Below are 22,541 nucleotides of genomic sequence, written 5' to 3'. Positions count from 1 at the left end.
ATTATCTTTTCAAAAAAGATTTCTATTTAATTTTTGTAATATTTTGATAGTATATGCATAAGTCAATCAATGCATTAATATCCAAAAAAGCGACTTGATCTAAATAAAAATTATTGTGTCTAGACTAGAGATTGGTTAGTAGATTTATTAGCAAGATTAAAAATGTCAAAGATAATAAGATAAGATAAAGAAAAGCCCTTCTAGACTATTATCCTTAGAAGGGCCTACTTTTACTTATAATATTGGGCTTGGGACTTGTAGAGAATGGAGTAGATGTTGTCCGTTTTCATTAGATTTTCGTGGGAGTCAAAGGCCTTGATTTTGCCTTCATCTAGAAGGAGAACCTTGTCGGTAAATCTTGTCGAGCTCATCCTATGAGATATGAAAATTACAGTCTTACCCTTAGTCATCTCGTTAAACTGCTCGTAGATTTTAGCTTCTGCTAAGGGATCGAGACTTGCTGTCGGCTCATCTAATATGATTAGGTCGGGATTTTGGTAAAGACACCTTGCTATGGCAAGCTTTTGCTTTTGACCTAGGGATAGGTTGGTTGCATTTTCATAGATTTCCTTGTTCATATAAGTATCAAGGCCATATTCTAAATCAGCTATCTTTCTATAAAGATCTAGCTCTTTTAGAAGTTCATCTATTTTTTCCTTCTTATAATCCTTATTTCCTATTAGATTTTCCTTTATTGTAAAAGGCATTATGGAAAAATCTTGGAACACAGCAGACACTTTTTTATAGATATCGATATCTTTGATATTTTCTCCATTGTAGAGGATTTCTCCCTTATCTATTTCATAAAATCTAGCGATTAACTTTACAAGTGTTGTCTTTCCTGCATTATTTACTCCTACTATAGAGATTTTCTCGCCCCTTCTGATCTTAAAGGAAATGTCGTCGAGAATTTGTCTGTCACTTCCTGGATAGGCAAAGCTTACATTTTTAAACTCAAGGCTTTCGAAGTCTCCTGTCTTTTTAAGTTTTGTTTCTCCAGAGCTTTCGAGATTAATGAAATCATATAGAGGAATGAGATTGGCAAGGCTTAGGATAAAGTCACCTGTTTCAGTAAACATGTCTTGGAAGGCCTTCATGAAGTTTTCGTTAGCGGAAATTATTAGGGAAAATTCACCGAAAGTAATCTGTGGGCCATAGGCCTTAGACAAGGTCCTCATTGCCACATAGGTGTAGGAGATAAATCTTAGAATAGTTTCTAAGAAAATTTTGATAGCTCCCATATTGGCCTCATAGGCATATCTCTTGTTAAATTCATTAAGCATCTTTCTAAGGTAGGATCTCACCTTTGAGTTTATCAAACCTCCTAAGTCATAGACTCTTATCTCTTTTTGAAAGCTAGGTCCTCCCATAAGGGAGAAATAGTAGGAGAATCTCCTATTTACATCAACAATTTCCAAATCAAACTTTCTAGTGTAGGCGGATTCCTTTATGCTCGCTACAATTATCAGCAAAGAAATTCCTATAGAAAAAGCTACTAGGTAAGGGGAGAAATTTATTATGATTATAGCCGTAGCTAGCATGGTTGATAGGCTCGTTATTATTTCTCGTAAACACCACAAGAGATTGTGGATGGATCCCATATTTATGGCAGCATTGGCTTTTTCCTTTAAATCTAGGGTGTGGGGATTTTCTATATTTTCGTAGGATAAGTTCATGGCTTTTTTTGCAAGCTCGAAGGTCAGATAGTCATTTATCCCCTGACGCCTTACAAATTCTTCCCTGTTAGATATCCTAGATATTATTTCTAGGAGGACTTTTCCTAGAACTATAAAACTTACAAGTCTTATAAAATCTGGTATAGGTCTGGGATTTGTGATTTGATTGATAAAAATCATTGGTACAAAGATATCTACTACACTCTTAGCCGAATTGATTAGGGCATTGAGGAGGATAATTATTAGATAGAAGGGATCATTTCTTCCTATAATTTTGGCAAATAGCCACAAGGCTTTTAATTTATTTTTCATTATCTTCCTCCTTGTAGTATTTTCTTTGGGATTCGTACATTTGTTTATAAAGTCCATTTTTAGCTAATAGTTCTTCATGGCTCCCGATTTCTTTTATCTTTCCGCCATCAAGAAGCATAATTGTATCGCAAAACCTGGTTGAAGCTAGCCTGTGGGAGATAAAAATTAGAGTCTTTCCTTGACTTATATTTTCCAGATCTTTATAGATTTTCTCCTCAGCTAAGGCGTCAAGGGCAGCTGTTGGCTCATCCATGATAAGGGATTTGGCATCTGTCCTATAAATAGCACGGGCTATGGCAAGCTTTTGGTTTTCTCCTCCAGAAAAAAGCGTTCCATCCTCGTAGATATTTCTAGTCATTTGGGTATCTATCCCCTTAGGAAGCTGGTCGAGCTTGTAGGAAAGGCCCGCCTTATTTATTGCTTCTATTACTTTTTTCCTATCTATATTCTTGCAAGTCCCTGCCACATTTTCTGCTATAGATACAGAAAGAGGCTCTACATTTTGAAGGACTGTGGCAAAGGCCTTAAATCTTTCCTTAAGGTCAAGCTCATTGGCATTTATCCCATTTATTAAAATCTCCCCTTGAGTTGGCTTATATAGTCCTAGGATTAAGGAAACTATGGTAGACTTACCAGCTCCATTTACCCCAACTATGGCGACTTTCTCTCTTTCTTTTATAGTAAAGGAGAGATCATCTAGGACCTTTTTACTAGAAAGAGGGTAAGAAAAGGATACATTTCTAAATTCTATTGACATAGGGCCTGTAATCTTCTTATTTCCACAAGTTGATTCTAGGTCATCTCTTATCATATCAAAGCCGTCTCCTACATACATGAGATTGGCCCTAGTTTGGGCAAGGTTTGTTACAAGAGTAAGGGAGACCTTGCTTAAGATTGCCACAGAAGTAATCATTAGGGTAAGGTCCTTTAGACTTATCTCATGAGTTATGATTTTTCCTGCCAAGAAATAAAAGCAAATAGCCTCTATCCCAACCAAGGCTATGGCGAGGATAGGCGATAAGAATATCTCAGGCTTGATGAAAACTCTAGAAATCCTTACTACATCAGCTACTAGGGGCTTAAAGCCTTCAATAAATCTTTCCTTGAAGGAGAAAATCCTAATATCCTTGGCAAAACGAAAGTCGCTAGCCTCACTATAAAAGGAAGATGTCTTTCTTCTTACCTTGTTAAGCTCTCCTGTATGCTCGTGCCTGTATTTATCAGTATAATTTCTAATTAAAAGTTGGATTAGTATAGAAATTAGGGCAAAGATACAGATTAGAGGATTAAGCTTTGCCATAATTACTGAAATTACAACAAAGGAAATTATACTTGAAAGGAGGGGATACATATCATGATAGATTCCCTCAAGCCCTTGGCTATTATTTGAAAATGGCTCAAAGCCCCTGGTAAATTCTCCCATAAAGAGGGAATTTTCCCCAAGACCATAATCCATCTTCATAATAGATCCTGCCGCCCTTACGAAGAAATTAAGCCTAGTATCCATATAGGTCGGAAAAGTTCTACGTTCGATTTGCTTAGAAACCAAGGAAAAGGCGAAAATTACAAGGCTATAGGCTGTGATTATAAGGATCATAGTCCTAAGGCCCGTTCCCTTACTTATAAGCCCTACCAAAAGGTACATGATAAAGGCTTGTAAGATAGGTATCAGTCCATTTACAAAGGGATAAATCAACAAGGAAAGTTTTATCTTTAAATTATCCCTAAAGGGACTATAGGCAATACGTAAAAGCTTGAAATTAGATAAGTTTTTTGCTCTCAAATAGGATTTTATCTTCTCTTCTGAATCGAGATTTTGGGCGAGGTTTTCTCTTGGATTTTCATTCCTTACTATCATGATTTTCCTCCCTTATATTTTTACAAAAATCATTAAGGTCATCTATAATTTTCTTAAAGCCAGGCTTTCTCAAATAGTAATAAGTCCTCCTACCATCGATATAAGCACCTACAAAGCCACAAACATGAAGTTGACTTAGGTGGTAGGAGAGGGTGGCAGGAGTAATGAAAAGCTTGTCGGAAAGCTCCTTGGAATAGTAGGACTTCTCCATAAGTAAATCCAGGATGTCAATCCTAGTAGGATCTCCTAAAACCTTAAGGTACTGGCTTAAGAGTTTTAACTTCCTTACATTCTTTTTCTCCTTATCTGCAAAGATACCAAACTTTATAAAAGCAAAATCGTTATCTTCTGACATATATTGAATCATCTCCATATTAGGAGCCATGATAAGACTATAAACATTAAGGGGAGATCCCATTTTATTTAGAAGAGGATTTATACCCACTTGATCACTGAGATCTCTTAAAAGCTTGAAGTCATCTTCTGCCAGATGGTCAAAATGCTTATCAAGGTCGTCCTCAATCAAGGGAATATTTTTCTTTATTATCTCGCAAAGCTTATCAGTGAGAGGTAAGATTCTATCGTAGATTGACCTAGTATTAGTAAAAGATCTCACAAGATCCATAGAAAGCTCATCCTTATAGGGAAGCTTAGACAAAAAATATGGGAAATCTTTTTTAAGAATTTTCTTTTTAGAATCGATTAGACTTTTTAAATCCTTATGATTACTATAGCTTATCTCAACTCCCATATGTCTTAGGAAGCAAAAATCATAAACTTCCTTAAAATGCTCATAAGTCAAATCTTCTAGGTCAAAAATATTGAGATTTTGGAAGATTCCTGCAAAAAAGGGCAGATAATTCTCATCATTTTCGGTAAAAATATAAAAAAGATTTAATATATCTTTATTTTCTTCGGTGAAGAAGTCTTCCAAGTAGGGAAAAGACTCAGCCTTAACCTTCTTTACAAAATCGACATAAGCCTTCTCGAAACCAAAGACATCTTCGATAGACATTAGAAGCAAATCTTTTGAGAAATTAAAGCCGGGATAGGAAGCGTCAAAGCAGTATTGGCTTTTGTTTGAGGCGGCTAGCCAATTTGTATAATAATAGATCACAAGCCCTGCTTCATTTACCAGGAGGGTCTTTTTTATTAGCTTAAATTTATTGAAATTTTCTTTCATCCTGACTCCTTTATTAGATTTATATCTAAGTTTAATTAATAGATTAGAAATATATTTGATTAATTTAATTATAGATCAATTATTATCTAATATCAATAGACCTATATTAGATATTAATCTAACTATAAATACAAAAAAAGAGCAGCCGAAGCTACTCGTATATTTCATAAAATGTCGATATAGTTATGATTCTATTTTTCTTTTGAAAAATTATTCTTCCAAACCAGAGTTTTCCTTATATTCCCAGAGCTTTTCCCTATCTTTTTCTGTGATTTTCCTATGGACCTTGCAAGGATTGCCAAAGGCTAGAGAGTTATCTGGGATGTCTTTATTTACAAGGCTTCCTGCTCCTATAACTACATTGGATCCAATCTTAACTCCAGGAAGAACTGTGACATTTGCCCCAAACCACACATCATCGCCTACTGTGATAGGGTGGGCGTATTCGAGCCCTTTATTTCTTCTTTCCTTGTCGAGAGGATGGCTTGCTGTAGAAAAGGTGCAGGAAGGAGCGATAAAGACATTATCGCCAAAACTTACTTTGTTTCCGTCAAGTATAATGAGATTATGATTGGCATAGAAATTCTTTCCCACAGATATATTGTAGCCATAGTCACAATAAAAAGGAGGGGTAAGGAAGAAGTTCCCCTTAGTTTTAATCTTAAGTTCGCCGATAATTTCTCTTAAGCTGTCCTCATCTGAGGGAAGAGTCGTATTGTATTTAAAGCAGAGGTCCTTGGCCTTTAGCCTTTCACTTCCAAGCTCTTTGTCATAATTTGCATCATAGAGTAAGCCTCTTAGCATCTTTTCTTTTTCTGTCATTTTTATCCTTTATTTATAAAATATTTCAGTTCTTATCTTATTAAAAAAGCAGACCCAAGGCCTGCTCTTATCTAGATAAGTTCTACTTTGTGGAAGTTTTTCTTACCTTTTTTGATTATTATTCTTCCATCTTCGAAGAGGTCTTCTGTAACTTCTATACTTGGATCGGCTACTTTCTCATCATTGATGGAAACTCCACCTTGCTTGATGATTCTTCTTGCTTCACCATTTGATTTAGTTAGGCCTGTTTCAGTCATTAGGATTAGAAGTCCCTTTGGTAGGTCTGATTTTGCAATTTGTGTTGTTGGCATTGCGCTTTCGTCGCCTTTTCCGGTAAAGAGGGCCTTAGCTGCTGCGATCGCTTCGTCTGCCTTTTCTTTGCCATGAACTAGTTTTACTACCTCGTAGGCTAGGATTTCTTTGGCCTTGTTGATTTCTGCTGCGTCCCTTGCAGATCCTAACTTCTTACATTCATCTGTTGGAAGGAAGGTAAGTTGTAGGAGGAATTTCTCCACGTCCCTATCGTCTACATTTCTCATGTATTGATACATTTCGTAAGGGCTGGTCTTCTTTTCATCAAGCCATACAGCTCCCTTTTGGGATTTACCCATTTTTACTCCATCTGAAGTTGTAAGAAGGGAGAAGGTCATGCCGTAAGCTTGGCCGTCTTCGTGCTTTTTGATTAGGTCAACTCCACCTATGATGTTGGACCATTGGTCAGATCCACCCATTTCAAGCTTTACCCCATCTTCCCTGTACATCTTAAGGAAGTCGTAGGATTGAAGTAGCATGTAGGAGAATTCGAAAAATGTAAGACCACCTGCAGCCATTCTGTTCTTGTAGGCGTCTTTTTTGATCATTTCATTAACCAAAAACTCGCTTCCCACATCTCTTAGAAACTCAACGAAGTTTAGCTTAAGGAGCCAGTCTTTGTTGTTTAGCATAGTCGCTCCGCCTTCGGAGAAGTCTAAGAATCTTTGGAATTGATTGTAGAAGCACTCTGCATTGTGATCGATCATCTCTTCTGTCATGACCTTTCTCATATCGCTTCTACCTGAAGGGTCTCCTATTAGGGTAGTTCCTCCACCAAGAAGGGCAACAGGTCTGTGGCCGTAGTTTTGCATACGCATCATTACCATTATTTGGATAAGATGGCCCACGGTTAGAGAGTCTGCTGTAGCATCGAATCCACAGTAGAATTTAACTGATTCTTCCTTGAGTAATTTCTTAAGTTCTTCTTCGTTAGTTGCTTGTTCGTAGTATCCACGATCTACAAGCTCATCGAAGACATTGTCGTATTCTTTTTCGTAAGTAAATTTCATCTAACATCCTTTCTATTTTAAAAGTGGGTACAAAAAAAGAGCATAAAAGCGCAACGAATGCGGTACCAGCTTTTTTTATACTCAGCGCCCAGGATAGACTCTAGGCAGGTCTTAAACAAAATGAAGTGTAATTCGCTATCCCTAAGGACAACTACTGGGTTTCATTGTAAGTTTTATTCTTTATACAGTATACACGGTCTAAAACTTAAAAGCAAGCCCCACATATATAGGGCCTGCCTTAATTTATAGATGGTATTCTTTTTCTCTTTTCCAAACTGGATTTTCTTTTCCTTCTTTTAGCTGTTTTTGATAGTCATCTAAGATTCCTTTTACATCCTTAAATAGCAAGACTAGACTTATAACGTTGATAAAGACTACTATTCCTACAAAGACATCTATAAAGCCCCATACGAGCTCAAGATCCATTTGAGTTGCCACCAAAAACATGATGAAGGCAATAATCCTATAGATCCAAAGAGGAATTTTGTATTTGTCTTTAAAGATTAGCCTTACATTACTCTCACCATAGAAGAGGTCTGCTATAAGGGTTGTAAAGCCAAACATTAGCATGGCGAAAAACACTAGCCATCTGCCAGGAACTCCCATGATACTTTGGAAGGCATCTTGGACGAGATTGATTCCTACACCACTATCAGGGTTTCCTACAACTCCTGTTAGAAGTAGGGCGAAGGCTGATAGGGAGCAAATTATGATTGTAGTAACGAAGGTACCAAACATTCCAAGAAATCCTTGTTCTGCTGGGTGGTCTACGTTTGCTGCTGCATGCATGATTCCTGCTATACCATTTCCAGCATCATTTGAGAAAAGACCTCTCGCAACACCTTGCCTAAAGGCATCCATAACAGTGTGACCTACCATTCCTCCGAGGGCTGCTTGAGGCTTTACGGCACTTTTAAAAATCATTGATATAACAGCTGGGAATTTACTGATGTTAGTAAATATAATAACTAAAACTACTACTATATAAGCAAGGGCCATTACTGGAACGACCTTTGACGAAAAGTCAGTAAGTCTTTTAACTCCACCGATTGTGATGATAAAGGCCGCTATGGTAACGGCGATTCCAGGAATAATTGGGTTTAGATCAACAACTCCTGTAAAGGCTTGGCTTATTGAGTTTGATTGCATAAAGGCTATACAAAGACCCACTCCCAAGATGTAAAAGAAAGCTGTGACTATTCCCATAAACCTAGATTTAAGACCAAATTGTACATAATAGCTTGGTCCTCCTCTGTAGGAACCATCTTCGATCTTTACCCTGTAGATTTGTCCTAGGACAGTTTCTGCAAATGTGATTACCATGCCCAAAAGCGCTGTAATCCACATCCAAAATACTGCTCCAGGTCCACCTAGACTTATAGCTGTCGCCACTCCTACTAGAGAACCTGTTCCGACCTGTCCTCCTACCGCTGTAGCAAGGGCTGCAAATCCGCTTACTTCGCCTTCTGACTTAAGATTCTTTTTGATTACTTTTTTGATTAAGCGTGCATGTCTAAATTGTGGAAAGCCTAGTCTTAGGGAATAGTAGAGTCCTACTGCCAAAAGGACATAGCCTATAACGTTTGCCCACATAAAGTCAGCCACTTTTAATATAAAATCCATTTTTCCTCCTTTTATTTTTATGTAAATGTAAACATATTATCTAATGTATATGATATTTTCGTATTATACCAGATAATTATGAATTTGATAAGTTTTTTACAATATTAATTCCTAAAAATGATTTTTGGCATGATTTGAAGTATCATAAAGCTAGTATAATCGTAAGATTAAGAAAGGATTATTATGACAGAGAAAAAAGCTTATTACATTACAACGCCGATATATTATCCAAATTCTAACTTGCATATCGGAAATACTTACACATCAGTTATAGCAGATGTGCTCAAAAGATATAAAAACTTAAAGGGCTTTGATGCCTACTTAACTACAGGAACAGACGAACACGGACAAAAGATCATGAGAACAGCCCTAGATGCTGGTACTAGTCCTCAAAAGTTTGTCGATATCATAGCGGAAGAGACAAAAGAGCTTTGGAAAAAGCTAGAAATCGACTACGATACCTTCATTAGGTCAACCGAAGACCAACACGAAAAGGATGTCGCTGAAATCTTTACCAAACTTTACGAGAAGGGAGACATCTACAAGGGAGAGTACAAGGGATATTACTGTACACCTTGTGAGACCTTTTGGACTGAGTCTCAATTAGAAGATGGCCACTGCCCAGATTGCGGTAGGGAAGTAGAATACCAAGAAGAAGAGACCTACTTCTTTAGACTTTCCAAATATACAGACAGATTGAAAGAGCTTTTCAAAGACCATCCAGAATTCTTGGAGCCACAATTTAGGCAAAAGGAAATGCTAAATAACTTTATCGACAAGGGACTTTCTGACCTATCTGTTACAAGAAATTCCTTCGATTGGGGAGTTGATGTGCCTTTCGATAATGAACACGTGGTCTATGTTTGGATTGACGCCCTATCTTGCTATCTATCTGCTATAGGATATGGAGATGATAAGGTAAAATTTGAAAGATACTGGCCTGCTGGAGTTCATCTAATCGGAAAAGACATTGTAAGATTTCATACAATAATCTGGCCAGCCCTACTAATGGCCCTAGATCTTCCACTTCCAGAGAAGGTATTTGCCCATGGTTGGATTCTTTTCGATAATGATAAGATGAGTAAGTCCAAGGGAAATATCATGTATCCAGAGCCACTCGTGGACCTTTATGGGGTAGATGCCCTTAAATTCTACATGCTACGTGAGTTTAACTTTGGCTCTGACGGCAACTTCTCAGCTAGAAAATACATGGAAAGATATAATTCTGATCTAGTAAATGACCTAGGTAACCTAGTATCAAGAACTACATCAATGATTGATAAATATAACGGAGGACTTGTAAGAAAGGGAACAATATCAGATAGCTTTGATGATGAGCTTATCTCACTTGCTAAGGAAACTTACACTAAGTTTAACAAGCTAATGGATGAGTTTAACTTTAACGCTGCCCTAGAAGCTGTTTGGACCTTAATCCGTCGTGCCAACAAATACGTAGACGAGACTGAGCCATGGATCTTGGGTCGTGACGAAGGAAATAAAGAAAGACTAGACAGAGTCTTATACAATCTTGCTGAGACTATCAGAATAGTAGCTCAACTAATCGAGCCAGTTATGAAAAACACAACAGCAACAATCCTAGAAAAAATCGGCACTGATAATAAGGGCTTTGAATCAGCAGGAGAGTTTGGCCTTCTTGAAGAAGGAGCTAGGGTAAGTAAGGGAGCTAATCTATTCGATAGACTTGATATAGACAAGGAACTTGTTAAGCTTCATGAGGCAAATGGTGCCCTTATAGAGAAAAGACTTAATAAGAATAAGAAGGAAGATGAAGAATCTAAGGAAGAATATATAGACTTCGAAGACTTCACCAAAGTCGACCTAGTCGTAGGTAAGATCCTAGAAGCTAAGGAACATCCTAATGCAGACAAGCTCTTAGTCTTTAAGGTAGATATAGGAGAAGATGAGCCAAGAACAATAATTTCTGGTATAAAGAAATGGTATGCTCCAGAAGATTTAGTAGGCAAAAACGTAATCGTCGTAAGAAACCTCGCTCCAAGGAAGATGCGTGGAATCGAATCAGAGGGCATGCTTCTTGCAGCAGACTTTGAAGATGACCTATCCCTCCTATCAACTTTAGAAGACTTAAAGCCAGGAGCAAAGGTAAGCTAATGGCACTAATAGATACTCACGCCCATCTTACAGATGAGGTCTTTGATGATGACAGGCTCTTTATACTAAGAGACCTGTCAAATTTTAATGTAAAAGCGGTAATAAATCCAGGATGCAATGTGAAAGACGCCAAATTGGCAGTTGAGCTTGCGGGTAAATTTCCTAATTTCTACGCCCAAGTAGGAATCCATCCCGAAGAAGTCTCTAGGATGAATGAAAATGACCTAAAGATAATAGAAGATCTTGCCCAAAATCCCAAAGTTGTGGCCATAGGAGAAATAGGGCTTGATTATTACTGGAGAGACGACAATAAGGACGAGCAAAAAGAAGTCTTCATCAAGCAATTAGAAATGGCAAGAAGGCTTGACCTTCCTGTAGTAGTTCACACAAGAGATGTGGGAGAAGATGCCTACGAAATCCTAAAGGACTTTAGGGACCTTAAGGTTCAAATCCATTGCTTTTCAGAAGGTCTAGATCTTTTGGATAAGTATATGGACCTTGGCTTTTATATTTCAATCGGAGGAGTCGTGACATTTTCTAACGGAGAAAATGAAAAGCTTGCCGCAAGTCATGTCGATATCAATAGACTAATGCTTGAGACAGATAGCCCCTACCTTACTCCAGAGCCTTACAGGGGACTAAGAAATGATCCTAGAAAAGTGATCGAAGTTGCGAGAGAAATAGCTAAACTTAGGGGAATGAAGCTTAAGAAACTTGAAAAGAGAACTAGCAAAAATGCAGAGGAATTTTTCGGATTATGATAAAAGAAACTATAGTAGTAGAAGGAAAAGATGATATAGCAAATGTCAAAAGGGCGGTTGACTGCGAGATGATTGCCACCAACGGCCTTGCTTTTGGTAAAGACCTAATCGAAAGACTTAAGGAAGTTGATAAAAGATGTGGGATAATCATCCTAACAGACCCAGACTATGCAGGCAAAAAGATTAGGGCAAGGATTGCAAAGCACATACCAAATGCCAAGCATGCCTACATAGATAGGAAAAAGGCTATCAAAAAAAACGACCTCGGTGTTGAAAATGCAGATCCAGAAGTTATAATCGAAGCCCTAAGAAGGGCCAAGGCAGAGACTAAGGAGAGGGTAGAGACTTTTACAATGACAGACTTGATAAAAAACGACCTCTCTTTTGGAAAAGGCTCCAAGGAAAGAAGGGAAAAGCTGGGCGATATTTTAGGCATTGGCTATTATAATTCCAAGCAACTTCTTTCCAAGCTAAACTCCTTTGGTATAAGCCGTGAAGAATTTGAAAGGGCGGTAGACAATTTATGAAAAAATTATACTCACCCAAAGTTGTAAAAGACATAATAGAACTATATAACTTTAGATTTTCAAAATCCCTTGGTCAAAACTTCTTGATAGATAAGAATTTCGTAGAAAAAATCGTGGACGCAGCTGAAGTGGATTCTACTAACGTCCTAGAGATTGGACCAGGTATTGGGACAATCACCTATGAGATGGCAAAGACTGCAAAGAAGGTAGTAGCAATCGAGATTGATAGCTCTCTTATTCCGATTATAGAAGAAAACATGGAAGAGTTTGATAATTTCACCCTAATTCACGAGGATATCCTAAAGGCCGACCTTGGAAGAATCATCGATGAAGAGTTTGCTGGAGAAGACTTCAAAGTAGTAAGTAATCTCCCTTATTATATAACGACTCCTATCATAGAAAAACTTATAGAAGCTGACCTTCCTTGTAGGGACATGACCATCATGGTCCAAAAGGAAGTGGCAGATAGGATGCTTGCTGATGAGAAAAGCAAGGACTACTCTTCTCTTTCTGTCTTTATCAAATATTACTCAGATGCAGAAAAGATTACTAATGTTCCTAAGTCAGTATTTATGCCTCAGCCTAAGATTGACTCGACTGTCCTTAAGCTAAATCTTAGAAAATACAGAGACGATGTAGACGAAAAGAAACTTTTTGCCCTAGTCCATGCAGGCTTTAACAAGAGGAGAAAGACTATTCTAAATTCTCTATCTGATGCTTGCGAAAAGGAAAAATTAAGATTAGCCTTCGACAAATTGGGTATAAAAAGTAACCTGAGGGCAGAAAACTTGTCCTTGGATGATTTTATAAATTTGACAAAAACTATTGAGATCCTATAATTAATGGGTACATATAGAGAGAACGGAGGAGAATATGGCAGATATTAAAATTTATACATCAAATACATGTGTTTTCTGCAAGGCAGCTAAACAATATTTCAACGACAAAGGTATCGAATTTACTGAATACAATGTCGATAAGGATAAGGACGCTGTAGATTATCTTGTAAGCAAGGGATACAGAGGAGTACCAGTTATTAATATCGACGGAGAAGATATAGTTGGCTTTGACAAGGAAGCTATTGAAGCAAAACTAAATAATTAAATTGAAAGGAGTAAGCCTTAATTGGGGCAGCTCCTTTTTTGTTAATCGATTTTACTAATTTCTATGGATTGGATCACTCCCTTAAGGGAAGTTAGGGTAATTTTGTAGGAATCTTTTGTCTCTAGATAGTATTTCTTGCTAGGATTTTCTTTATTTCCTGGATCTTCTTTTAATTTATCTTTGAAATTCTTCGCTACATCATCTATGGAATCTTCAAGCTTAATACCCATGACCTCAAAGTCCCTGTTGTTATTTATAACAGAAGCCTTTAAGTGAGTAATTGGAGTCTCTTCACTGATATCAGATTCTTCAAAAAAGGCTTCTAAGAGATAAAATTCCTTGAAAGCATCTTTCACTTCTCCATCCGTAAACCAGGTAGGCTTTTTCTTGGTACTTTCTCCAAGTCTTCTGATATTAACCCTTTTGCCTTCTTCACCTTCTTTTATTTTGTAGGAAAATCCCCTGTCTGTGAAGTCTTTTAGCCTAACTGGCATAGAATAGATTTCACCTTCTATGATAAAGCTAGCATCATCTCTTTCCCTGGTAGAGTTTCCCTTATTAGGCGACTTATCCTCGTAGGGATTTGTAGGATGGGTGATGAAAGTCTCTGCTCCAAGGAGGATTGGGTAGGTAAAGACCATCACTACATTAAGGATAAGGAGGAGGATTATGGGATGGGCGAAGTCCTTGTTTACCCCATCAATCAAGGCACTTATACTTCCAACAAGCCCTAGGGCCATAAGGATAAAACTTGCTAGCTTTAGTGGTCTATCAAAGCCTAGGATATCTATGTAGGAATATCTAAAGGCGAAGGATATTACAAAAATTACAAGCCCTATGATAAGACTTGCCTTATAAATTATCGACTTATCTTTTTTCATTCTGACCTCTTTTCTATAGGAATATTTTATCAAATTATTGGTAAAAAGGAAATTCATTATCTCAAATTCATCTTGATGAAAGTTTGTCCCTACAAAGGTAAAATACTTACTTAGAACAAGTATTGAAAGGACAAATTATTTTGATAAGTTTTGAAGATATTATTTCACATATATCTTATATAGATTATAAAAAAGCAAATGATAAGGCTATTAAACAAGTTACAAATGATTCGAGAAAAGCCTGTGAAGGAACTATTTTTGTAGCCATCAAGGGCTCACTTAGCGATGGGCACGATTATATAGCTTCTGCCATAGAAAAAGGCGCAAGCCTTATAATTCACACAGAAGATATAAAAAGAGAAGAAGGAATCTCCTATATCAAGGTAGCTGATCCAAGAAAGGCGCTAGCCCAGATCTCTAATCTAATCTACGATTTTCCATCAAGGAAAATGGACCTTGTAGCTGTTACAGGATCAAATGGCAAGACAACTACATCAAGGCTTATTTCCTTTCTTATGGGAGAAATCTTTGGGGATAGTGCAAGTATAGGGACAAATAACGCAGTGGTAGGAGATGAGCTTATCCCTACATCAAACACAACTCCAGATATCACAGAGGTAAATAGGATCATTCATAAGTGTCTTGATAAGAATATCCACCACCTTGCCCTCGAGGCATCAAGTCATGGTCTTGATCAGAAAAGACTATACGGACTAGATATTTCCTACGGGATTTTCACCAATCTTTCCGAAGAGCACCTAGACTATCACAAGACTATGGACAATTACTTCAAGGCCAAGATGATTTTGTTTGGAAATGCTAAGACAACCATTGCCAATATCGACGATCCTTATGGAAAAAAAGCTAAGGAACTTTTCCCAAATACTGTAACTTTCGCCATAGACGAGAAAAGTGCTGACTATAGGGCAGAAGATATTAGAAAAGAAGATGGGAAGATTTCCTTTAGGATTAAAGGCTATGAATTTGTCATAAGAAAAATTGCAAATTATGAAATCTACAATACCCTAGCAGCTTGCGCCTGCCTTAATCAGATGGGTGCAAGCATGGAAGATATCGCTGCTGGCTTCAAGAAATTTAAGGGAGTTAAGTCGAGATTTGAATATATAGAAAATGATTTGGGCATAAATATAATCCTAGACTTCGCCCATACCCCACGTGCTTACGAAGCTCTTTTCGAGTCAGTTCCAGAAGGGGCAAAGAAAATTGCGGTCTTTGGTATAAATGGCGACAGAAATGCTAATTTTAGAAGACTTATAGGAAATGCTTGTGGTAAGTTTGATACCTTCGCAGTCCTTACTACAGATGATCCCAAGTTTGATGATATAGACCATATCAACGAGGAGATAATAGTAGGCCTTGATGATTATAAGCAAGCTTACGTCATAAAGAAAGATAGGACAGATGCAATGGAATACGCCTTTAAAAAGGCTCGTCCTGGTGATTATGTCTTTCTTCTCGGCAAGGGTGAGGAGAATTTTATGAAATATCATGGAAATGAGAAGACCCCTTACAGCGAGAGAGAAACCATAAAGAAGGCCTTGGCTAGGATATGAAGGTATTTGTAATAGGGGCAGGAGTAGCAGGTCTTGCCTTTGCAAGTTTCGCCGAAGGTCTTGATGTGACAGTAATCGACTCTAATGAAGAAGCAGGCAGGAAGCTCCTTGCGACAGGAAATGGTAGGTGCAATTTCACCAATCTCAATTATTCCAAGGACTTTTACCAAGGAGAAAATCCCGATTTTCCTACTTACGCTCTAGATTATTTCAGAAATTCTGACCTTATAGAATATTTCAAAAGGCTCGGCATAGATTCTAAGTCCCTTCCAAGCGGGAGGACCTATCCTGCTACCATGTCCGCAAGGTCTGTTAGGGATATCTTGTATCTGTCCGCCAAGGATAAGGCCAAATTTATCTTTAATGAAAAGATTACTGGCATTGACCTAGAAAAGAAGTTAATTGAAAGTGATAATAATAAGTACAAATATGATATACTAGTCCTTGCAAGTGGAGGAATCACGCTCAAAAACTCAGGCTCTGATGGATCTGTCTTTGAAATTATTAAGGATAAACAAAAGATTACGGACTTAACTTATGGAATCACAAATTATAAAACAAGGGAGAAGCTTTCCAAAAAGGCCAAGGGAACCAGGGTCACAGCCAAGGCGAGTCTCTTTCTAGGAGATAAGCTCATCAAGGAATCCACAGACGATGTGATCTTTCAATCTTATGGCCTAACTGGTACGTCTATTTTGGATTTATCTAACGAGATAAGTATAGGTCTTAAGAAAAATCAAAAACCTATGATAAGTCTAGACCTCTTTCCATCCTATGGGAGGGAGGAGTTGAGAAAAAGGATAAAGGACCTTGCCGAAACTTTTCCTAAAAGAACTATAGGAGAGATCCTCCTAGGCCTAATTAATGATAGGCTTATAGATGATATAGTCAAAAAGGCAAGGATTTCGATAGGCAAATTCGCCAAAGACCTAAGTGATAAGGATATGGATATGCTAATTAAAATCCTAAAGACAATGAGATTTACTGTAAAAGATATCCATGATAAGACAAATGCCCAGGTAACAATCGGAGGAGTCGATACAAAATTTGTCGATGATAGGACAATGAGATCAAAAATCTACCAAAATTTGTACTTTTGTGGGGAAATCCTAGATGTATCTGGTTCCTGTGGGGGGTACAATATACAGTGGGCTTTTTCCTCAGCGAAGTTAGCCTGTGACAAGATAAGGAGTATAAATGTTTAAGATAAATAGAAAACTAAAAGAAATGAAAGATAACGGAGAAAGCATCAAGCTTGCCATAATTGGTTGTGGCAAGATGGGAGCTTCCTTAATCAGCCAGCTATCAAAGATGGATGCAATGGAAGTTAAGCTTGTAGTAGATAGGACTCCACAAAAAGCTATCAAGGCCCTAGTAAATGCAGGAATCTCTGAAGATAAAATAATATTTACAGATGACTATAATGAAGGATACGAAGTTTTAGAAAAAGGCTTCGTTTGTGTATCTACTAACTATAGATTAGCCTATAAGCTCATGCAAATAAATGCGGTAATTGACTGTACAGGCAATCCTCCATTTGGAGCAGTTATAGCAAGAAAAACTATCCAATACCACAAACACATGATCACCTTCAACGTAGAGTGTGACGCTGTAGTTGGACCTGCCCTTCACGATATGGCCAAGAAGGCAGGAGTAGTTTACACAGGAATCCTTGGCGATGAACCAGGAGCTATAATCGACCTTGTAGAGTACGCTTACGGAATGGGACTTGAAGTCTTGGTCGCTGCCAAGGGAAAGAACAACCCGCTAGACCGTGATGCAACACCAGAAAGTTTGGCAGAAAAAGCCAAAGAAAAGGGTCTATCAGCAAAGATGCTTACAAGCTTTGTCGATGGAACAAATACCATGCTAGAGCTTAACTCTGTATCAAACGCCCTAGGCTTCTTGCCAGATGTATTCGGCTGTCATGGAATTGATACAAGCCCAGAGACTGCTGTAGAAGATTTTAGACTAAAGTCAGACGGCGGCAAGCTATCAAGATACGGAGTTGTAGAATTCTCTCGTGGAATGGCTCCAGGAGTATTTATCATAGTAACAAGTGATCAGGAAGATGTAAGAGACTTAATGAAATTCCTAGGCTTTGGGGATGGTCCAAACTACTTGATGTATAGACCATATCACCTAACAAGTCTTGAAACTCCAATTACAATCTACAAGGCTGTAGTAGAAAACGAAGCGACAATAGTTCCTCTTCACGGCCAAGTAGCTGACACTGTAACTATTGCCAAAAGGGATATCAAGGCTGGAGAAAGACTCGAAGGAGTAGGATCAAAGACAGTTTACGGTAAACTTACTAGCCACGACAGAAGCCTTGCCGAAGACCTCTTGCCAATAGCCTTGATTACAGATAAGACAAAGGCAGTAAAAGATATAGAAAAAGGAACAGTCATAGATATGTCTATGGTAGAACTTGACGAAAAGGCAACTATCACAAGACTAAGAAGAAGACAAAACTCTATGAAATTGTAAAAGTAAGACCGATCGTCCTAGGATAATCGGTCTTTTTGAGTGCTTATGTCTAAAAAATCTTTAAAAGTTGAGGTGTTGGTATATTTTTATGGCTTAAAAATTATAATTTGGAATCGATAAAAAAACTAAAAATATAAAAGATAGTAACTAGCCAAATAAAAAAGACAGGAGTATGTTAGTCTCTCCTGTCTTTTTGCGTCCAAATGGAAGAACTTTCTTTCTAGCTAGTCACTTATACTATACTACCTATTCCTTGAAAGAGTAAATCACCTATAAGCTATTAAACACTTTTAGATACTCGCCATAGCCTTCTTCTTCCATTTTTTTCTTGGGGATAAATCTAAGGCTTGCTCCATTTATACAGAATCTAAGTCCTCCCTTATCCTTAGGACCGTCAGGGAAGACATGGCCTAGGTGGCTGTCGGCGGACTTACTCCTTACCTCTTTTCTCACCATTCCATGGCTTAGGTCGACTTCTTCCTTTATTTCGGCCTCGTCAATCGCCTTAGTAAAGGAAGGCCAACCGCATCCAGCATCGTACTTATCAAGTGATGAGAAAAGAGCCTTGCCGCTTACTATATCTACATAGATTCCCTCTTCGTAGAAGTCATCATAGACACTTGAGAAGGGTCTTTCTGTGGCATTTTCTTGGGTTACCCTATAGGAGATATCGGTCAGTTTATTTTTTAAATCTTTCTTATCGTAATTCATAATCGCTCCTTTTTATCACTATACGATTCTTTTATATGATAGTATAATGAAGATTATTAGGAGGAAATTATGCCAATGACAATTAAAAGGGCGACTTGGAACAACGGACCTGACCTCGCCTTTGATATAAATAACAAGGCAAACGCCGCTATAGAAAAATACGGAAGAGACGCTGTGATTAATGCAGCTTTGGGAACTCTTCTAGACGATAAGGGAAAGATAATAGCCCTTCCTTCAGTTTATGATAGGCTTGACGAGATGGATAGGAGTCATATCGCGTCCTACGCCCCAATCGAGGGAGAAATTGATTATAGGAAAATCGTAATAGATACTCTCTTCGGTCCTTACAAGCCAGAAGGATATATTTCTGCGATAGCAACTCCAGGAGGAACTGGAGCTATTAGGTCTGCCATATTTTCCTATCTAGATGAGGGAGACCCTTTAATCTGCCACGATTATTATTGGGCTCCTTATAGGAAGATTTGCGAAGAATTTGGAAGAGACTTTAAGACCTTTGAGTTTTTCACAGACGATTTTGCCTTCAATATAGATGCTTACAAAAGAGCCATTGATCAAGGGCTTAGGGATTCTGATAGGATTGCTTCTCTTATCAACTCTCCAGGCAATAACCCAACAGGTTATTCTTTATCAGATGATGAGTGGGATGAGGTTATCACTTTTCTTAAAGAGAAGGCCCAGGATAAGGATAAGAAAATCACCCTTATAGTCGATGTGGCCTATCTTGAATTTGCAGGCGATGGAGATCAGCAGAGGAAGTTTTTTGAGAAGTTTTCAAATCTTCCTCGTAATCTATTCGTAGTAGTAGCATTTTCTATGAGTAAGTCTCACACAGCCTACGGCTTAAGAAGTGGAGCCGCTGTCGGCATATCTTCTAGTAAAGAGATCATAGAAGAGTTTGAGGCAAGCCTTGCTCACTCTGCAAGATGTAACTGGTCAAATGGAACCCATGCTGCCCAAAATATCCTAATCGACCTAGAAAAGGCTGAAAACAAGAAAATTTATGAGAAGGAACTAGTAGACTTAAGGGCTATGCTAAAGAAGCGAGCAGACGTATTTGTGGCAGCTGCGAGTGTAAATAAACTTACAATGATTCCTTATTTTGGAGGATTTTTCACCTTTATTCCAACTGATAGGGCTTTCGATATAGTAAAAGATTTGGAAAAAGAAAATATCTTCACTATCCCTTCAGCCAAGGGAATAAGAGTTGCCATATGCGGAGTAGGAGAAGAGAAAATCCCAAAGCTAGTCCAAAGACTTGCCTTTTACACAAATAAAAAATAAAACTTGCAAAAATTTTAGCTTTTAGTATATTAATATTGTGAGTTAGCACTTAAGACACGTGAGTGCTAAATGTAAAAACAAAGGAGATTAAAATGATGCTAAAACCAATCGGTGATAGAGTAGTTATACAAAAAGCAGAAGCTGAGAAGACAACAGCATCTGGAATAGTTCTTCCAGAAAGTGCTCAAGAAAAACCACAATATGCAGAAATCGTAGCAATATCTGCCGATATTGAAAATGACGAGAAGAAAAAGGACTCTCTCAAAGTTGGAGATAAGGTAATCTATTCCCAATATGCAGGAACAGATGTAAAGCTTGATGATGAAGAGTTCATCGTAGTTAAATATAACGATATACTAGCAGTTGTACAATAATATATACTAGAAAGAGAAAGGATATACTATGGCTAAAGATATTAAATTTTCATCTGACGCAAGAAAAGGACTTGAAGCAGGAATTGATAAATTAGCAAATGCTGTAAAAGTAACTCTTGGACCAAAGGGACGTAACGTAGTTCTTGATAAGGCATATGGAGCACCAACCATCACAAACGACGGTGTAACAATAGCCCAAGATATAGAACTTGAAGATAGATTTGAAAACATGGGAGCTCAACTTGTAAAAGAAGTTGCTACAAAGACAAATGACGTAGCAGGAGACGGAACTACAACAGCGACAGTCTTAGCTCACGCTATAATCAAAGAAGGACTCAAAAACCTAGCAGCAGGAGCAAACCCAGTAGTACTTCAAAAGGGTCTAAAGAAAGCAACTGACGAAGTAGTTGACTATATCAAAGAAAACTCTAGAGAAGTAGAAGATAAACAAGCTATAGAAAACGTAGGAACAATCTCATCAGCTGACCCAGAAATAGGTAAATTCATAGCAGATGCTATGGAAAAGGTAGGAAATGACGGAGTAATCACAGTAGAAGAATCCAAAACAACAGATACCTACCTAGACGTTGTAGAAGGAATGCAATTTGACAAGGGCTACCTATCCCCATACATGGCAACAGACAATGAAAAAATGATAGCTGACCTTGACGATCCATACATCCTTCTAACAGACAAGAAGATTTCAAACATCCAAGAAATCCTCCCACTCCTAGAAGAAGTTGTTCAAGCATCCAAACCACTTCTAATCATAGCAGATGACGTAGACGGTGAAGCTCTTACAACACTTATCCTAAACAAATTAAGAGGAACCTTCAACGTAGTTGCAGTAAAGGCACCAGGCTATGGTGATAGAAGAAAGGCTATGCTTGAAGATATAGCAATCTTAACAGGAGCTACAGTAGTTAGCGAAGAGCTTGGCATGGACCTAAAAGATACAGCTATGGATATGCTAGGATCTGCTAAGAAAGTTAAAGTAGACAAAGACAACACAACCATAGTAGAAGGAAAAGGTGATAAGGCTAACCTTGAAGAAAGAGTTGAAACAATCCGCAAACAAATCGATAAAGAAGATAGCGAATACGAAAAAGAAAAACTTCAAGAAAGAGTTGCCAAACTTGCAGGTGGAGTTGCAGTAATCAACGTTGGAGCTGCAACAGAGACTGAAATGCAAGAGAAAAAATACAGAATCGAAGACGCCCTATCAGCAACAAGAGCCGCAGTTGAAGAAGGTATAGTTGCAGGTGGTGGAGTTGTCCTAATCGGTGCAATCGAAAAGGTAGCAAAACTTGAAGAAAGCTTAAAGGCAGATGAGAAGACAGGTGCTCTAATCATCAAAAAGGCTCTAGAAGCTCCACTAAGACAAATCGTAGAAAACTCCGGCATGGACGGATCTGTAATAGTAGAAAAAGTTAAAAATTCTGCTAAGGATGAAGGATACGATGCCTACAACGACGAGTTCGTAAACATGTTCGAAAAAGGAATCGTAGAACCAACCAAAGTAACAAGATCAGCCCTACAAAACGCAGTTTCAGTTGCAGGAATGATCCTAACAACAGAAGCAGCAGTAGCAGATATTCCAAAAGAAGAACCAGCACCACAAATGCCAGCTGGCATGCCAGGAATGTATTAAAATAAATAAGAAATATAAGCGAGAAGGTCCATCCTTCTCGTTTTTTAGTGTGTAATTTCATTACAAATATTTAGTTTATTCTGTTTAGGTTAATTTGATAATTGAAATAATAAAATATATCATCATAAAACTCGGTAATTGTCAAGGACATATTTAGGGTATTAAAAATTTTATAGATATTTTATAATTCTATTGTAAATGTAATAAAATATAGGACCGCGAAGAATGGCGATTTGTTAT

Annotated in this window: 19 protein-coding genes; 11 read left to right on the top strand and 8 right to left on the bottom strand. The window is 37.9% G+C overall.

The features are described from left to right. Positions 1 to 230 precede the first annotated feature (230 nt). The 6 genes from RCH56_RS02730 to RCH56_RS02705 all read right to left on the bottom strand — a co-directional run bounded on the left by RCH56_RS02730 (position 231) and on the right by RCH56_RS02705 (position 8,796). On the bottom strand, positions 231 to 1,988 hold the full coding sequence (locus RCH56_RS02730) for an ABC transporter ATP-binding protein (protein ID WP_306483468.1): 1,758 nt from the start codon (positions 1,986 to 1,988) through the stop codon (positions 231 to 233). Continuing rightward, on the bottom strand, positions 1,978 to 3,846 hold the full coding sequence (locus RCH56_RS02725; protein ID WP_306483467.1) for an ABC transporter ATP-binding protein: 1,869 nt from the start codon (positions 3,844 to 3,846) through the stop codon (positions 1,978 to 1,980). Before RCH56_RS02725 ends, RCH56_RS02730 begins: the two co-directional genes overlap by 11 nt. Beyond that, a complete protein-coding gene (locus RCH56_RS02720) occupies positions 3,830 to 5,029 on the bottom strand; it encodes a helix-turn-helix transcriptional regulator (RefSeq protein ID WP_306483466.1) in 1,200 nt (399 codons plus the stop codon). The genes RCH56_RS02725 and RCH56_RS02720 overlap by 17 nt, the downstream gene beginning before the upstream one ends. A 210-nt stretch (positions 5,030 to 5,239) precedes the next feature. After that, positions 5,240 to 5,851: a sugar O-acetyltransferase gene (locus tag RCH56_RS02715; protein WP_306483465.1), complete on the bottom strand. Its 612-nt coding sequence runs from the start codon at positions 5,849 to 5,851 to the stop codon at positions 5,240 to 5,242. A 71-nt stretch (positions 5,852 to 5,922) separates the two neighbouring features. Continuing rightward, positions 5,923 to 7,173 (bottom strand): tyrosine--tRNA ligase, encoded by a 1,251-nt coding sequence (gene tyrS / locus RCH56_RS02710; protein ID WP_306483464.1) that lies wholly within the window; start codon positions 7,171 to 7,173, stop codon positions 5,923 to 5,925. A 243-nt stretch (positions 7,174 to 7,416) separates the two neighbouring features. Further along, on the bottom strand, positions 7,417 to 8,796 hold the full coding sequence (locus RCH56_RS02705; RefSeq protein WP_306483463.1) for a sodium:alanine symporter family protein: 1,380 nt from the start codon (positions 8,794 to 8,796) through the stop codon (positions 7,417 to 7,419). 183 nt (positions 8,797 to 8,979) lie between these two features. Here RCH56_RS02705 and metG point away from each other — a divergent pair, with 183 nt between their 5' ends. From metG to RCH56_RS02680, 5 genes are read left to right on the top strand one after another with little or no spacing between them, the layout of a single operon-like run. After that, on the top strand, positions 8,980 to 10,926 hold the full coding sequence (gene metG, locus RCH56_RS02700; RefSeq protein ID WP_306483462.1) for a methionine--tRNA ligase: 1,947 nt from the start codon (positions 8,980 to 8,982) through the stop codon (positions 10,924 to 10,926). Then, positions 10,926 to 11,687, top strand: coding sequence for a TatD family hydrolase (locus tag RCH56_RS02695; protein WP_306483461.1), 762 nt, complete (start codon positions 10,926 to 10,928; stop codon positions 11,685 to 11,687). The genes metG and RCH56_RS02695 overlap by 1 nt, the downstream gene beginning before the upstream one ends. Then, the gene (gene rnmV / locus RCH56_RS02690; RefSeq protein WP_306483460.1) at positions 11,684 to 12,214 is read left to right on the top strand and encodes a ribonuclease M5; all 531 of its coding nucleotides are present in this window, start codon (positions 11,684 to 11,686) and stop codon (positions 12,212 to 12,214) included. The genes RCH56_RS02695 and rnmV overlap by 4 nt, the downstream gene beginning before the upstream one ends. Further along, positions 12,211 to 13,053 carry a 16S rRNA (adenine(1518)-N(6)/adenine(1519)-N(6))-dimethyltransferase RsmA gene (gene rsmA, locus RCH56_RS02685; protein WP_306483459.1) on the top strand — a complete coding sequence of 281 codons (843 nt, stop codon included), beginning with the start codon at positions 12,211 to 12,213 and terminating at the stop codon, positions 13,051 to 13,053. Before rnmV ends, rsmA begins: the two co-directional genes overlap by 4 nt. A 34-nt stretch (positions 13,054 to 13,087) precedes the next feature. Next, on the top strand, positions 13,088 to 13,318 hold the full coding sequence (locus RCH56_RS02680) for a glutaredoxin family protein (protein WP_306483458.1): 231 nt from the start codon (positions 13,088 to 13,090) through the stop codon (positions 13,316 to 13,318). 41 nt (positions 13,319 to 13,359) lie between these two features. Here the strand turns inward: RCH56_RS02680 and RCH56_RS02675 are convergent, their stop codons facing one another. After that, entirely contained in the window at positions 13,360 to 14,199 is an 840-nt protein-coding gene (locus tag RCH56_RS02675) for a hypothetical protein (RefSeq protein WP_306483457.1), read from the bottom strand. Positions 14,200 to 14,339: 140 nt separating this feature from the next. On the opposite strand from RCH56_RS02675, the gene RCH56_RS02670 reads away from it, so the two are divergent. From RCH56_RS02670 to RCH56_RS02660, 3 genes are read left to right on the top strand one after another with little or no spacing between them, the layout of a single operon-like run. Further along, positions 14,340 to 15,773, top strand: coding sequence for a UDP-N-acetylmuramoyl-L-alanyl-D-glutamate--2,6-diaminopimelate ligase (locus RCH56_RS02670; RefSeq protein WP_306483456.1), 1,434 nt, complete (start codon positions 14,340 to 14,342; stop codon positions 15,771 to 15,773). Next, complete coding sequence (locus RCH56_RS02665) at positions 15,770 to 16,978, top strand: aminoacetone oxidase family FAD-binding enzyme (RefSeq protein WP_306483455.1); 1,209 nt, start codon at positions 15,770 to 15,772, stop codon at positions 16,976 to 16,978. The genes RCH56_RS02670 and RCH56_RS02665 overlap by 4 nt, the downstream gene beginning before the upstream one ends. Further along, positions 16,971 to 18,263 (top strand): NAD(P)H-dependent oxidoreductase, encoded by a 1,293-nt coding sequence (locus RCH56_RS02660; protein ID WP_306483454.1) that lies wholly within the window; start codon positions 16,971 to 16,973, stop codon positions 18,261 to 18,263. Before RCH56_RS02665 ends, RCH56_RS02660 begins: the two co-directional genes overlap by 8 nt. A 270-nt stretch (positions 18,264 to 18,533) precedes the next feature. Here the strand turns inward: RCH56_RS02660 and msrB are convergent, their stop codons facing one another. Then, on the bottom strand, positions 18,534 to 18,974 hold the full coding sequence (gene msrB, locus RCH56_RS02655; protein ID WP_306483453.1) for a peptide-methionine (R)-S-oxide reductase MsrB: 441 nt from the start codon (positions 18,972 to 18,974) through the stop codon (positions 18,534 to 18,536). A gap of 69 nt (positions 18,975 to 19,043) precedes the next feature. On the opposite strand from msrB, the gene RCH56_RS02650 reads away from it, so the two are divergent. The 3 genes from RCH56_RS02650 (at position 19,044) to groL (ending at position 22,301) form a co-directional block, all read left to right on the top strand. Continuing rightward, positions 19,044 to 20,276 carry a pyridoxal phosphate-dependent aminotransferase gene (locus tag RCH56_RS02650; RefSeq protein ID WP_306483452.1) on the top strand — a complete coding sequence of 411 codons (1,233 nt, stop codon included), beginning with the start codon at positions 19,044 to 19,046 and terminating at the stop codon, positions 20,274 to 20,276. Between the two features lie 92 nt (positions 20,277 to 20,368). Continuing rightward, a complete protein-coding gene (locus tag RCH56_RS02645; RefSeq protein WP_015778420.1) occupies positions 20,369 to 20,650 on the top strand; it encodes a co-chaperone GroES in 282 nt (93 codons plus the stop codon). Between the two features lie 28 nt (positions 20,651 to 20,678). Next, positions 20,679 to 22,301, top strand: a complete 1,623-nt coding sequence (groL, locus tag RCH56_RS02640) for a chaperonin GroEL (protein WP_306483451.1) — start codon at positions 20,679 to 20,681, stop codon at positions 22,299 to 22,301. Positions 22,302 to 22,541 lie beyond the last annotated feature (240 nt).

The organism is Anaerococcus sp. (assembly GCF_030825785.1).
Classification (GTDB): domain Bacteria; phylum Bacillota; class Clostridia; order Tissierellales; family Peptoniphilaceae; genus Anaerococcus.
The sequence above is the reverse complement of the archived record's forward strand: the minus strand, read 5'-3'. Positions and strand labels throughout refer to the sequence as shown.